This is a genomic window from Serratia sp. JSRIV002, from assembly GCF_019968725.1.
Classification (GTDB): Bacteria; Pseudomonadota; Gammaproteobacteria; order Enterobacterales; family Enterobacteriaceae; genus Chania; species Chania fonticola_B.
Map to the genome: position 1 here is coordinate 5,021,414 of NZ_CP074143.1, position 14,259 is coordinate 5,035,672.

General features: G+C 41.1%; 12 protein-coding genes and 2 pseudogenes. 6 read left to right on the plus strand and 8 right to left on the minus strand.

The genetic code is table 11. From position 1 onward, the window contains the following. Positions 1 to 55 precede the first annotated feature (55 nt). Positions 56 to 1,554, plus strand: a protein-coding gene (locus KGP26_RS23555) for an IS3 family transposase (RefSeq protein WP_371822214.1) whose coding sequence is annotated in 2 segments (ribosomal slippage) — positions 56 to 488 and positions 488 to 1,554 — 1,500 coding nt in all. Because the reading frame shifts where the segments join, the coding sequence is not laid out codon by codon here. A gap of 46 nt (positions 1,555 to 1,600) precedes the next feature. After that, positions 1,601 to 1,891 (plus strand): annotated as a pseudogene (locus KGP26_RS23560) (DDE-type integrase/transposase/recombinase); the annotation flags it as partial. Positions 1,892 to 2,251: 360 nt separating this feature from the next. Here KGP26_RS23560 and KGP26_RS23565 read toward each other — a convergent pair. The 4 genes and pseudogenes from KGP26_RS23565 to KGP26_RS23580 all read right to left on the minus strand — a co-directional run bounded on the left by KGP26_RS23565 (position 2,252) and on the right by KGP26_RS23580 (position 5,457). Beyond that, positions 2,252 to 2,512 carry a fimbrial protein gene (locus KGP26_RS23565; protein WP_071784475.1) on the minus strand — a complete coding sequence of 87 codons (261 nt, stop codon included), beginning with the start codon at positions 2,510 to 2,512 and terminating at the stop codon, positions 2,252 to 2,254. 731 nt (positions 2,513 to 3,243) lie between these two features. Next, positions 3,244 to 4,049: pseudogene (locus tag KGP26_RS23570) on the minus strand (IS5 family transposase). Between the two features lie 68 nt (positions 4,050 to 4,117). After that, the gene (gene speG / locus KGP26_RS23575; protein WP_223498359.1) at positions 4,118 to 4,648 is read right to left on the minus strand and encodes a spermidine N1-acetyltransferase; all 531 of its coding nucleotides are present in this window, start codon (positions 4,646 to 4,648) and stop codon (positions 4,118 to 4,120) included. A gap of 203 nt (positions 4,649 to 4,851) precedes the next feature. Further along, positions 4,852 to 5,457 (minus strand): isochorismatase family protein, encoded by a 606-nt coding sequence (locus tag KGP26_RS23580; RefSeq protein ID WP_223498360.1) that lies wholly within the window; start codon positions 5,455 to 5,457, stop codon positions 4,852 to 4,854. Between the two features lie 617 nt (positions 5,458 to 6,074). On the opposite strand from KGP26_RS23580, the gene KGP26_RS23585 reads away from it, so the two are divergent. After that, the gene (locus KGP26_RS23585) at positions 6,075 to 6,710 is read left to right on the plus strand and encodes a TetR family transcriptional regulator (RefSeq protein ID WP_024530856.1); all 636 of its coding nucleotides are present in this window, start codon (positions 6,075 to 6,077) and stop codon (positions 6,708 to 6,710) included. A gap of 316 nt (positions 6,711 to 7,026) precedes the next feature. Here the strand turns inward: KGP26_RS23585 and KGP26_RS23590 are convergent, their stop codons facing one another. The 4 genes from KGP26_RS23590 to kefF all read right to left on the minus strand — a co-directional run bounded on the left by KGP26_RS23590 (position 7,027) and on the right by kefF (position 10,884). Next, positions 7,027 to 7,551, minus strand: coding sequence for a LuxR C-terminal-related transcriptional regulator (locus KGP26_RS23590; RefSeq protein WP_223498361.1), 525 nt, complete (start codon positions 7,549 to 7,551; stop codon positions 7,027 to 7,029). Between the two features lie 284 nt (positions 7,552 to 7,835). Next, positions 7,836 to 8,459, minus strand: coding sequence for a glutathione S-transferase family protein (locus tag KGP26_RS23595; RefSeq protein ID WP_024530854.1), 624 nt, complete (start codon positions 8,457 to 8,459; stop codon positions 7,836 to 7,838). Positions 8,460 to 8,507: 48 nt separating this feature from the next. Then, the gene (gene kefC, locus KGP26_RS23600; protein ID WP_223498362.1) at positions 8,508 to 10,334 is read right to left on the minus strand and encodes a glutathione-regulated potassium-efflux system protein KefC; all 1,827 of its coding nucleotides are present in this window, start codon (positions 10,332 to 10,334) and stop codon (positions 8,508 to 8,510) included. Then, the gene (gene kefF / locus KGP26_RS23605) at positions 10,327 to 10,884 is read right to left on the minus strand and encodes a glutathione-regulated potassium-efflux system oxidoreductase KefF (protein WP_024530853.1); all 558 of its coding nucleotides are present in this window, start codon (positions 10,882 to 10,884) and stop codon (positions 10,327 to 10,329) included. Before kefF ends, kefC begins: the two co-directional genes overlap by 8 nt. A 648-nt stretch (positions 10,885 to 11,532) precedes the next feature. Here kefF and KGP26_RS23610 point away from each other — a divergent pair. The 3 genes from KGP26_RS23610 to KGP26_RS23620 all read left to right on the plus strand — a co-directional run bounded on the left by KGP26_RS23610 (position 11,533) and on the right by KGP26_RS23620 (position 14,259). Then, entirely contained in the window at positions 11,533 to 12,123 is a 591-nt protein-coding gene (locus tag KGP26_RS23610; protein ID WP_223498363.1) for a helix-turn-helix domain-containing protein, read from the plus strand. A gap of 32 nt (positions 12,124 to 12,155) precedes the next feature. Beyond that, positions 12,156 to 12,407, plus strand: coding sequence for a hypothetical protein (locus KGP26_RS23615; RefSeq protein ID WP_024530851.1), 252 nt, complete (start codon positions 12,156 to 12,158; stop codon positions 12,405 to 12,407). A 118-nt stretch (positions 12,408 to 12,525) separates the two neighbouring features. Continuing rightward, positions 12,526 to 14,259 carry a pyridoxal-dependent decarboxylase gene (locus tag KGP26_RS23620; RefSeq protein WP_223498364.1) on the plus strand — a complete coding sequence of 578 codons (1,734 nt, stop codon included), beginning with the start codon at positions 12,526 to 12,528 and terminating at the stop codon, positions 14,257 to 14,259.

Below are 14,259 nucleotides of genomic sequence, written 5' to 3' on the forward strand. Positions count from 1 at the left end.
GAGAATGACTATGCCTGCGCATGCAGTACCGATTGATGTGAAAGAAAAGGGAGTGATGTGGCTCCAGCCTCCTTATAGCTGGTCAGTCAGACACATTGCACAAAAACTGGCTCTGAGTTCTTCCGTTGTTGCAAAATGGCGACTTGAACTGGTGGCACAAGGCTTATTGCCAAAAAATGAAAGGATTTCCTCTGTGGATGGTGATGAATGGACTCCTGAGCGTCGCTTTTCGGTTGTTCTTGAAACAGCTTCATTGTCTGAAATGGAACTTGCCGATTATTGTCGCCGTCAGGGGCTTTTTGTTGAGCAGGTAAAAGAGTGGCGGGTTATTTCGATCAAAGCTCATGAAATGAAACTGACGGAAAATCGCCGCGCAGATAAAGAGTTACGCGATATCAGAAGCCGGTTGCGTGAACTTGAGAAGGAGCTGACCCGCAAAGATAAAGCGCTGGCAGAAGCGGCTGCGCTCCTGATGCTGCGGGAAAAGTTCAATGCCCTCTGGGACAACAGCGAGGAAGGCTGACACCTCTTCCGGAGCGGCAGAAAATTATTTCTCTTGTCCGTGAAGCTGTCGATCACGGCGCCCGTAAGATCCAGGCCTGTCAGTGTATCGGGATTTCGATCCGAACGCTGCAGCGCTGGATTGATGGTGATGGTGGAGTGATCAGTGCAGACAGAAGGCCCGGTGTAACAGACCGTGTCCCCCGAAATAAATTATCGGAAACAGAAAGGTTGCAAATTCTGGAGTTATGCAACTCTCCGGAATTTGCCTCTTTGCCTCCAAATGTGATCGTACCGATGCTGGCGGATAAAGGTGTTTATATTGCTTCTGAATCAACCTTTTATCGCGTATTAAAATCAGCCAGTCAACTGACGAGGAGGTCCCGGGAATGCCAGTATAAACGGCCTGATGTGCTTAAGGCGGTTGCACCGAACCAGGTCTGGAGTTGGGATATCAGTCATTTACCGTCCTGGGTCAGAGGTCAGCACTTTTATCTCTATATGATCATGGATATTTATAGCCGTAAAATTATTGCCGCAGAGGTATTCAGCAGTGAAACCGGGGAACATGCAGCAGAACTGCTACAACGAGCGGTGTGGAATGAAAAATGTTCATCCCGTAACCTGGTGCTGCATTCCGACAACGGAAGCCCAATGCGCAGCTTTACGTTGCTGGCAAAAATGTATGCCCTTGGCGTACTGAGTTCTTACTCTCGCCCCCGGGTCAGCAATGATAATCCGTATTCAGAATCATTGTTCCGCACACTCAAATATTGCCCCTGGTGGCCAGAGAACGGCTTTCACACAATAGATGACGCACGGGCCTGGGTAAGTCGTTTCGTAAACTGGTACAACCTTGAGCATAAGCACAGCGGGATCAAATACGTTACGCCGGATGAACGCCATCGGGGTCTCGATATGAAAATACTGGCAGCCAGAAAGTCTGTTTACCGGCTAGCCCACCAACAACATCCAGAACGCTGGAGTAAGCAGCTACGCAACTGGGACTATATTCCGGAAGTTTACCTTAACCCGGAAAAAGAGACGGCATAACGTAATTTTATTACATTAAGCGACAACTACCTTGAAAAACGCCGCTATCGATAAAAGTGGGGCCAACACAGCGGCTTTGGCCACGCTCAACGCCGACAAACCCGATGAGGAAACGATTACAGTGAGGCAAAGTAAGTACCTAAACAATCTGGTTGAGCAAGATCACCGCAATATCAAACGCCGGATAAGACCGATGCTGGGATTCAAATCGTTTCGACGGGCACAGGGGCTTTTGGCGGGCATCGAATTGATCCACATGATACGCAAAGGACAATATCAGCATCCGGAAAGTGAGGTATTGTCACCTGCGGAACAATTTTATCTGTTGGCTGCCTAAATAATCGGCAACACCCACTTTGGCTGGCCTGTGCCCGTTAATGCGACAGAACCCTTGTTACAGCTATAAGTAACAGAGCCGATGGGCTCATTATAAACAGGTTTCTTTTCATGACATTTCCTTAATTAACTTAAGTGCACTAGAGTTATTTATTCAATCCATAACCGGGTGCAAAAAATAATATCCAACAACAAAATTGATAGGTATATTCATAAAAAACATCTTTTTACCTTGTGAAAAATATTGTATTAAAGCTATTTTTAAACTACTTTTCAGACTCAAAAAAAATATGATTGCAAAAACTAAAATTATATCCAGCACGCATCAAAACTCAGTTACCAGCAATAATAAAAACGAAAATTAATTATATGTTATGCTAAATTTCGCATTACCAACAACTGTTCCAGTTGTTGGGTTACCCAGTGAGTAATAACTCGCATAATAGTTAGCATTATAAACTGAAGCTGAGGTCAACGTTGCAATAACACTTTTTCCACCGTTAGTAATGGGGGTTTGTGTGGAATCTAAAATTTGCACACCAACATTATTTGCGGCTCCCGTATTGGCTATCACGTTTGGGTATCCTGTAACCGTATTAAACACCCAGCTTGCGTTTGCCACCGCACCACTTGTTGTCGCAGAACAACCTGTTAAGGTTATCGCAAAAGGTGTTAGCGTTGATGACAGACCCGGTGTAGTCTAAGATGAAAGTGATGTACTAGGCAGTGCAACAGCAATATTTGATGTGGTCAATGTGCAAGTGTATGGCGTTACATTATATGTAGCAGAGGGTGATATACCTATTTTGTTTGTGTCTGTATTGTAATAGACCCAGCCAGTGGGTTGTCCACTAACCAAGGTACTCGAAAGAGTGCCACTGTTTCCGCTAGTGGATGTCATAGTAAAAGCAACTGAGAATGTGACTGAAACGTTACATGCAGCGCCCCGAGTAATTAATATATTGACAACCATTTTATTTGCACTGCCTTCGTCAGCTTGTCGTGAACAGATATTTCCTGTACTTGTTGCCGTCACTGTTGGAGGGCCCGTTACACTAACAGAGACTCCACTTAACCCATTTAAAGAGCAGGTATTCAGAGTTGCTTGATGATATGTGTTCCCCCCCTGTAGTCGCGGTACATAATTCCGCGAACGTGATAAAGCCTGACCAAATAATACATTTAATACCGGTTGATAGACGAGCTTGGCGGGTAGAGAGGTTGTCAATTGAGTATTAGTACAATTGTAGCTATAAAAAGTATTAGCAAAAGCTTGGTTAGAAACCATAGCACATAACAATGCAATAAAAAGGTAAGCGAAGTTAATAATTCTCACGCCATAACCCTTAGATCCTATCCCAATAGGATTTTATTCCATACAATAATGCTGCATGCAAAATGCAGCATCGCTTCGTAGTTCTCGACCTTCTTCTCCCAGCGTGTCAAGACGCGACGGAAGCGATTCATCCAGCTATGTGTTCTTTCAACTACCCAGCGATGAGCCTTGAAGTCCGTGTTTTTAAGCGCCTCTGATTCCTCTTTCCTCGACTGGATGTGAGGTTCATAACGACTCGCTTTCATACAATTTACCAGCCATTCGGCTTCATAGCCTTTGTCCATGCACAGAGGGAGCCTGTGCCCCGGTCTGCCCGTCTGTAACGCGTCAAGCGTATCTTCAACCAGCTTTATGTCGTGGGTATTTGCCCCTGAGACAACCAGTGAGAGAGGTAACCCGTTCGCATCGGTCATCAGACTCCGTTTTACGCCCTGTGTTCCCCTGTCTGTGGGGTTGCGACCTGTTTTTTTGAGCCTGCAAGTGGCGATTTTGTCATGCAGCCATCCATCGACAACCAAGACCAGTCAATGGCATCTAGTTTCTCGCAGGCAAGTAATCCGTTCTGCCAGAACCGCTCGAAAACTCCGGCATCGCGCCACTCCTGGAAGCGACTATGGGCTGAGCTTGACGAGCAAATCCCTGTCGCATTCAGCGCATTTCACTGACAACCTGTTCTGAGCACAAAGAAAATGGCGTTCATTGCGGCACGATTATCGACGCGCTTGCGATGCGTCCCCTGCGGATGGCTGGTTTTGTCCTCCGGGAGCAGTGGAGCCATCTTTTCCCAGAGTTCATCGCTAATCTGCCACTTGTTACCTGCCATACTTCGCCCTCAGAAATTATCGTAACGCATTATACGATAATTCCTTTTGGGATAGGCTCAAAAGGCATTCATTTTGACTTGAAAACATCAAAATATCTATTTTGAAAAATACACATTCTCAATACACTGCGATATTTACCATTGGCGAAATACTCATCAATTAATTTACCTTCGACCTCAAAACCTAGCTTAGTATAAATATGAATAGCTTTCTGGTTTTCACTGTCCACGATCAGATGTAATTTATTCAAATTAAGCACAGAAAAGCCATAGTCCATTGCCAAAATAGCTGCATTCTTAGCATAGCCATTACCTTGATGAACAGGATCTATGATAATCTGAAATTCTGCTCTGCGATGAATATGATTAATCTCAACCAGTTCAACAAGCCCCACTTTTACGCTGTCGTTTTCAATAATAAAACGGCGCTCAGTTTGGTCATGAATATGCTTATCATACAAATCTGAAAGCTCAACAAACGCCTCGTAAGGCTCCTCAAACCAATAGCGCATCACACTTGCGTTGTTGTCCATCTGGTGCACAAAAATCAAGTCCTCACGTTCGAGCGGTCGCAACTTTATTGTGGTTATATTAGTCATCAAATAATCCTTAGTACTGATGAAACATTTTTTGGTTCAAAACATCATTTAGTAGAAAACGACTAAATTATAATTCATTGTAATAATATCGTGCTAATCACTTAGTGCCCGACTATAAAAGTTCATTGTTAAATTAGTCCTGTACATAGTTATTAGTTCTTATAAGCCTTATTAACTCTGCCATATAAGAGCATCAATGCTATTTAGTAATGATAGTATATTTGCCCTTCTAATGCTTCCATGATCAACTTGACGAGTTGGCCACCTTCTTGGGTGCTCCAACTGCCAGCGAGCTCTGCGATTAACTGATTAGTTGTTGTCAAGGTAACGCCATTTTTCTCCATCCTACGTAGAGCGATATCATCTGCTGATTTTGTTGGTGAAGCACCAGCATCAGCAACTACCTGTACGTCGAAGCCATTTCTAACTAGGCTAATGGCCGGGTAGACAGTACAAACATCGTTGGTAACCCCAGCAATAATGATCTTCTTACGTCCAGTGGCCTTAACTGCCGCAGCGAAGCTAGCTTCTTCCATAGCGTTAACGACACCTAATCTTTTGATCCTGTTTTCAAATTCGATAGGCAAAATGCTTTCCAATTCTTTAAGCAATCGGCCTTGTGCATGTTCCTCCATACTTGAAGTGAGCACTACCGGCAGCTTCAATATATGAGCAGTTTTAGCCAGCATCAACGCGTTACGCTTCAGAATTTCAAAAGGCATCGATTTGGCCCAACCCATAGTGCCAATCTGGTGATCGATGAGCAGAAGAGCAGAGTTTTCAGCATCAAACCTTTCAATATTCATCATATATCTCAATCCATTATAATTTTTTAGGCGCGTTTACCATACAATATTTAGGTATAAACACTCCCCCAAGAATGAATACTACAATCTTTAAAGCATTTACATTTAAAAAGCGTAACGTGAATCCCCACAGCCATAACAGGCTTGTATGTAACTCATGCTCACCCACTCTAAAGCAACAGTCATAATTAGTCAATCACGACTGATTAAAAAATAAAATCGAGATGCATGCCTCACTATCACGAAATGAGTCCAACAACTTGATGCTCTTAGCAGCCTTGCGAAAACTGCCAGATGAAGCTTCGTACCATAGCAGGCATGATATGGCGTAAAAGATAATCATAGTCAGACCACACATCCGCAAGAAGTTACACACTCGATGGACCCTTTTCCCTTGACATGGTAAGAAAAGCTCTACTTGCCAACTGCTACAGCAGTTCAAAATTCCGTGCTTCATGTAGCCAGAGTCGTTTACTGACAAATATTCATATTTTTGTTAAAATGAAACATGTTGTTAACAACATAGAGATGGCCTTGAGTATCTACAGCTAAATCATTATCATATTGGTGATTAGCTGCACCTAACAGCATAATATTAAACTCTATACGAGGAAATGATATTGGCCAGAAAAACCCCAGAAGAATCCCAAAAAACCAGAGATGCAATTTTAAACTCTGCAGAACGTGTTTTTATTACGTTTGGTGTAGGTGAGAGTACGATAAATCATATTTCCTTAGATTCCGGATTTTCACGAGGAGCTATTTATGGGCACTATACAAACAAAGTTGAAATATGTCTATCTGTTATAAAAAGAGCAATTAAAGATGAACAACCATTAAAACATGACATAAAATCAGATGTACTGGAATACTTATTATCCTCAGCAGTGATTTACCTAAAAAAAATAACACAACCTGGTTCCATTAAAAATATCATTGAAATAATATATTTTAAAACTGAAAATACAGATGAAAACGCACCGATATTACGCTGGAAAAAGTTTATCGACAGATTTATTTTAAACAAAATAAAAATAAGTTTAAAGAGAGCAGTAGCATCGGGAGAACTACCAGAAGATCTTGACTTGGTTCTATGTAGTTTTTATCTCAGTGCTCTTTTTGAAGGAATTTATGATACTTGTAAGTGGTCGTATGAAGATGTAAGTGATGAAATTATTAATAGTCTAGAAAGAATTTTACGATTTGCAATTTTTAATTTAAAGGAATCAAATTGTAATGGTATTCTTAAGAAATAAAGCCAGTTAACCTTAACAATATAATATTGAATGTCAATCGAGGATGAAATATAAGCACAATCGAGAAAATGGCTTTCTGAAAACGCATCACGACGATCGGTGCTGCAAACGCAATCCTGTTGATATATGACAAAGGCGTTTATTGTGCTACAGTGAAGGATGAGGTGTTGGCATTATAGATTGCTTCACCTCATTCTAAAGTCTTTATCCAATCATTAGGAGCCTATTGAATTAACAAAAATACAAGCCCATGATAGAAATCATGGTTTTCCATTTTTTCAAATGCATCTCAGAGTATTACTCCCAAAAAACTCTATTACCAGGATAGTTTTGAGATAAAGTCTTTGAATTTTTTACTTCTATCAATACCAAGCTTTTTACATATCGAATACTTCATAGAACTGATCGTTTTAGCATTTCTCCGTGTAACCATAGAAATATCATTCGTGCTGAAACCATTGCAGTAAAGTTGCATTATTGAAACCTCTCGCCACGTTAATTTATTACTATAAAAAATTGCGTTATGCTTATCTTCAGGATCATTTACCCCCGAATAATATCTATCACTAATAATAATGAAGCTCCCTAGAACTGGAATTAAATTAATAATATTCTTAAATTTATCATTATATAAAACGGTAGTTATGCCACAACGCATGCTCTTTAAATAAGTTAATTGTTCTACAGAGGTGACGTGTAAAATCAAGTTAGATAAATCTTTAGTATTAGACTCATTAAGTTTGTAATTTTGGAAGCTTACATGTTTCAAATTCTTCATGTTACGTTTCTTTTTAAAGCCATATGCGTAATAATAATCGTCACTAACCAATAAAGTATACACCTTCCACTCCTTAATATAGTAAGGTTGATAAATTTACATTTGAAATAAAAATCAGAAATAACAACCAAATTGAAAAAGAATATAGCAACGCATGACTTAATGTGTATTTAGTGAATAATAGTATTATAAAACCTCGCATGATAGATAATTACATTTCCGAAAAAACAGATTATATTTCAATTTATATAAAATAAGGAAGTGTTATATGCTGTAAAAACAAGGTCACTTCCCTTATTAAAATTAAAGAATGGGGTTTACCATAGCTTAATTGTTGTGTAATTAACTTATGCTTCAATACCCTGCTGTTGCATTGCCATAATGATCTTTCTGTCCGAGCACATCATATTATAGTGTCTCTCGATACTAGAGTATGTTTTAAATTTTTCTGGCATTCCATGCTTAGCCCATCGAAGCATTGGCGTTGCATAAGCATCTATGATACTCAGGTGCCCACCTACGATAAACTCATGATTTTCCAGATGTGTATTCAGGATCTGAAATGTACGTTCGACTAAAAGCACTGAGGCTGATATAACTTTTTCATATGCATCATCATCACTATCCATGATATAACGCTGGGGTGAAAAAAATGGATAGAAACTGGGGTGCACATCTCCTGTAAAAAAACACTCCCAACGATCGAACTCATAGATATCTGCAGGATCATTAGGATTGGCGGCAAAAACCTGGCCCTCTGGAAAGCTTGCCAAGTAGCGTAAAATAGCTCCGCATTGATTTAAAGTCCCGATGGAAGTTTCTGCCAAAGTAGGTACCGCAAGCATCGGGTTAGCAGCTTTAAAGGCAGGATCATTTTTATTAGCCAAAATAAGCTCGTAAGGCTTATTCATCCACTCGAGCATAATATGAACAGCAAGTGAACAAGCTCCAGGAGAGTAATATAACTTCATTATTTCATCCTTCTATAATCAGTGATGACTAAATACTAAAGAGTCAGACTATGATGACTTACTTTCTACCGTTCCTTTCCAACCAGTTCGTTGTGCGCTGACGAGGCCAGCGTGATCCTGTTCTAGCGCTGCAGAAAGTAAGTCCTTTGTTCTTTTAAACGTTGTTATTCGCAGTTCATTATCTTCATAGTTATCAAGTGTTTCTTCTAACATTTTAAGATTATAACGACGGAATATATCTGCCCTCTCTCGGGCTTCATAAGGATCTAGGCCCATGAGCTCTAGCGCTTTTCTACCAAGAAGCATCGAACTTTCAAAAGTTTCACGCTCTGGATTTTCTACCCCCAACTTGCGTAACTGATACCAATGGTCAGCATCACGTGCCCGAGCGATAACTTTCATATGTGGGTAATTATCTTTAACCAACTCTGTCAATTGTAAGTTCGCACCGACATCATCAATCGCATTGATCAATATTTTGGCTTGTACAGCACCTGCTGCTTCTAACAGTTCAAGACGTGTTGTGTCACCATAAAAGACTTTAATATCAAACTTACGCAAGGTTTCAATGTGGTCAGGATCGTGATCCAGTATGATTGCACGTACACCATTAGCTAACAAAAAACGCCCCGCGATCTGACCAAAGCGGCCAAATCCTGCAATAATCACACTGGCATTTTCTTCATCGATCACATCATCAGGTCGATCGTCTTTTTTGACGCGACTCTCTAGCCGTGTATATAGAATTAATAATAGTGGAGTGATAACCATAGATAGAGCAATCACGAGAGTCAATGATTTTCCCCATTCTAGAGATAATACCCCCGCCAATTGCGCTGTACCAAATATCACAAACGCAAATTCACTCCCCTGTCCCAGTAAAATGGTAAAGAGTCCGCGCTGACGCTTAGCCACCTTAAGCACAGGCGATATCAGCAAAAGCATCATCGCTTTCAACAGCATAAAGCCAATAAGCAACAAAGCGATCAATGAAGGATCTTGAAACAAAATCCCAAAATCGATCGACATCCCGACACCGATAAAGAAAAGCCCCAACAAAAGACCTTTGAACGGCTGGATATCACTTTCAAGTGCATGGCGATATTCTGAGCTAGCCAACAGCACACCAGCCAGGAATGCTCCCATTGCCATCGACAAGCCGGACATTTCCAGAAGAATGCCAAAACCGAAAACCAAAAACAGTGCGACGGCGCTGAAAACCTCACGCATACCTGAACGTGCGACAAATCGCAGCAACGGACGAGTGACATAACGCCCAAGTAACAATGCAAGAGTCAGAGCCCCGAACACCTTTGCCGCAGACAAAATAAAAGCACTCAGCGTTGTTTCCCCAGGACTACTCACCAAAAGAGGGATCATGGCAACCAGTGGAATAGCTGCGATATCCTGGAATAAAAGTACCGAAAAAGCACTACGACCAACCGGCAAAGGTGTCAAATTACGTTCCCCCATTGCTTGCATCGCAATAGCTGTAGAAGACAGGCCTAAGGTAAGACCGATCAGAAGCGCAACATTCCAGTCAAGACCAAGCAAATAACAGAAAACACTAAGTGAAGCACCACAGCAAAGCATCTGCAGGCTACCACCACCAAAAACGGATGCTCGTAATTTCCATAAACGCTGTGGGTCTAATTCCAGACCGATAATAAACAGCATAAGCACAACGCCAATTTCGGCGAAGGTAAGGATGGACTCAGCATGCGAAACAAACCCGAACCCCCATGGGCCAATAATACATCCTGCTATCAGATAGCCCAAAACAGAACCTAATCCGAAACGAACCGCAATAGGCACAAAAAGTACCGCAGCCCCCAAGTAGATCAAGCCCTCGGTCATCATCGTGTGATTATCCATAATTTTCTTCCCGATGAGCATCCCCAGTATAAGATGACTGGTAATTCAACAATAAATTCCTGTAGGCTTCGCTATTCTTAGCAAGGGCATTATCATCAGAACAATATGTATTATGTACTGAAAAAGGTGGAAGCCATTTCATGCCGCAATAAATAGCCGTAGCCTGAAGCGGTTGTGCCAACGCATCAAAATGTGGATATTCGCCGATGGCGAAATGCTCTCGAGCACCACCACTAGTGACAGCCCAAAGCAACCACTTATTTAACAGTGCGTTGCCACCATGGCCATAAGCCCAACCGTACTCTAATACTTTATCGATCCAAAGCTTAAGCAGCGGTGGTAAACTATACCACTGCATAGGATGTTGTAATACGATAATATCGGCTGACGCCAAAGCATGCTGCTCAGCTTTGATATCAATATTGAAGTCTGGATAAATGTCATATAAACTACGAATTTCCACATCATCAATATCTTTGACAGCCTCTAGAAGATTCTCATTGGCTCGAGAATACCGAGGGTAAGGATGCGCATAAATAATTAGTATCACTTTTACTCCCTCTCACAACAGCAGGATATTTCACCCATGTGTCCACTATATAGATTTATATTCCCAAAAAAATAAACAAGCCTCAATCGCGTGAATATTCAATTATAATATAAAATAAATAATGAAATCAAATCAGGCTGAGTAGTAAAGCACCACTATTCAAAACCCTAAATCAATCAATCAATCAAGACTGATTATAAACTATAATAATACTAAATGTCAACATACTTTTGCAAATCATAACCACTTCTCATTCTTCAAGAACATCAAAAAAAGCACTTTTAATACAATAAAAACAATGAATTAAATACAATCAACGCAACCGGTAACGCCAGCAAACCTACGTACGAACTGAAGCCTGAAATGAGATTGTCCGATTAAAATTCCCAGCATCGCTTACATCCTGAAATTGCGTTGCAAATACAATACCCCTTCCAATAATCAGCTATTAAAATTAGGATTTCAAACTACAACTCTTTGTTTTCATCACCTTAAATAAAAACAACATGACCCTTAGTAGAGCTTTTCAACCAATGCTTGCAGTTTTACAGCAGCAAAAAATCAATCAATCACCCTTGACTGATTGATTTTTGTAGGTGATAATAGATTTACATTTTTTTGAGTACAAATTGCGGGCAGACTTGGAAAATGTTATCAAAAAACTTGGCGATGGTTTTCCAAAAACTCTTAGTGAATGAGCTCCATATAATTCAGGGTAAAATACCCACTCATTATATTAGAGATGGAAAGAAAAGTGCAATACTGCTCTTAAGCGGTAGCGTCCTTTTGAAAAGAATGACTGATGACATAATCATCAGTGAGATAAAAGCCCCTTTTGTTTTTGGTATTCATGAGGCTATCTTTAACAAAACAAACTTGTATATAAAGCCACTATCTGAAAGTGTATTAAAAACTGTTGATTTCGATCTTTTTTACCAAAACGTTCCACCGGAAGTTATGACAAATATTTGTGCAAAATTAATTGACATATACCAAATTAGAGATGAAAGCGTTATATGTAGTTCAGTTTACGATTGCATAAAAAAATGTCTAGAGGACATTAACTCTCTTGAGGGAAATGAAAAATACAATATTTCTATATTCGGTTATATAAAAGAAAGGAATAAAATATCCAGAAGCTCGATATCTAAAGTTATTAGAGAGCTAGAAAGAGGTGGGTATATAAAGACTAAAAGAGGAAAACTATTAAGTTTGAATAAACTGCCAAAAAAATTCTAATGATACGCACTCTTTTAAGGAATATGAAAACCATGAGATATAACGAGATTGATGAGCTTTTGATTGAAATAAGAAGGCTTAGAATGGTTGAGAATGCATTGCTTCATCATTCCTTCGGTATACATTACCAGATAAAAACATGCGGAAAGTTAATTAACTCCACAAATGACCCATCAGTATTACATGACCTTCTAAACCTAGAGAGATTTTTAATCAGTGTTAAAGACACCGGAAAACTCATAGATTATTACGATTGCGGCAACTTCAGGAACCATGAAAATTAAGTATGTCAAAATAAATTTAGCCTGGAAAAGCGTATTAAGTAAATCAGATTTCAGCGCACATGTATTCACCTAATTATTCTAACTCTATTTTAATTGCCTTGTTACCGAAGAAACCTTAATGCGACAGAAACACATTAACTCCATAATAAAAAATGAAATTACTCTGAATATGCTAAAAAATCTAAGCCAGCAGTCTACACCAGATGAACCAAAGCGCTTGCAGTCTCTGATTGACTATACACGGAAATTAGACCTGCATGTGCAGCAATTTGCTCGTTCAGACCAAATAATGCTACCCGAACTAAATTTTGCCCCCAATGCACTCATCAATCTTGGTCCAAAGTACCCCGCACGACCCTTCTCTTATTTTGATGTACTCGCGCATGAAGAAAATGAGGTCCCTCTTGACGACGCCAAATTACTTAACGAAGTAGCACGCTACTTTCGAGGTGCTATCCGCCCGCAGTCAAAACACGCTTTATTTAACATGCTTCCAGCCCCCAGTGTGGAAGCTACCGCAGCTGCTTGGCTCGCTACAGCCTACAATACAAACAGCCTGATGGACGCATTTTGTGGCGAAGCATTATTGATCGAACAACAAATAGCGCGGCGTATAGGACGCTGGGCTGGCTGGACACAGGCTATGGGAATAGCCTGCAACGGTGGTAAATTCACTATTATGTACGCAATTAAGTCAGCACTGAGTCGTATTGCGCCAGAATCGCTACTTAGTGGTTTGCCACATGACCTGATTATTCTATGCAGTGAAGGAGCACATTACTGTGTAGAGCATGCTGCCAGCCTACTCGGGCTAGGTTCAAACAACTGCCTGCGTATCCCCAGTAACGCTAATGGACGCATGTGCGGCCATGCCTTACAACACCTACTTCACGAGCAGCATGCTAACGGGCGCAGGGTCGCAGCGATCGTGTGTTCTGGTGGAACCACAATCAACTTCAACTGTGAAGACACTCGTGAAGTACACGAAATCGTCGAGGCGTTCGCACGAAAACATAATTTGCAGGAACGTCCCTATCTGCATCTGGACAGTGTTATTGGCTGGCTATATCTGAGCCTCCTTGATGCCAATCATGAGCTATTGTGTAAATTAGTTCCTGATATACGAACCAGAGCACGTATTACCGAAGTGCTACAACGTATGCACAGTCTAAGTAATTTTGATTCACTCGGTGTGGATTTCCACAAGAATGGCCTGTGTCCCTACGCGAGTAGCTTCTTTGTGGCCCGAGACCACCGCTTCATGGACGAGCTCGGCGACGGAAACTATCACTATAGCAACAAAGATTTTCATTATGGTCAGTTTCGAGCCTACCGCTACACCTTTGAAAATTCGCGGCCAAACCAAGGTATTCTGGCAGCATGGGTCAATCTTAATCAGCTTGGCCGTCATGGCTACGCCACTTATCTTGCCAGTCTGCACGAGGCTCGTAACTCACTGGCAGATGCTCTCGAACGCCACGGTCTGTTCCGTGTACTTAACCATTCGAGCCTAGGATGGGAAGTAGTTTTTGAGGCTCCATTTGATTCAGAGCTAATCGCTTTGGCTTCTTCCTACCAAGATCTTGCAATGCTTTTTATGCAGGAATGCTGGGATCGTGTCAATGCGGGTTACGACCTACCGCACTTTAGTATCGTACCGGGTTATCCCGTTAACAATGATCCTAAAACTATTATCTGCGGCTTTCTTCTTTATCCGATGCAACAACATAGTGATCAAGTATGGGACGAAACCGTGGCATTGATTGCCGCGCAATTCCATGACTTCCAGACTCGTTTACGCGCACAGCCTCGCAACGTTGCCAGAACATCGTTCGAAAAACCGATCCGCTGA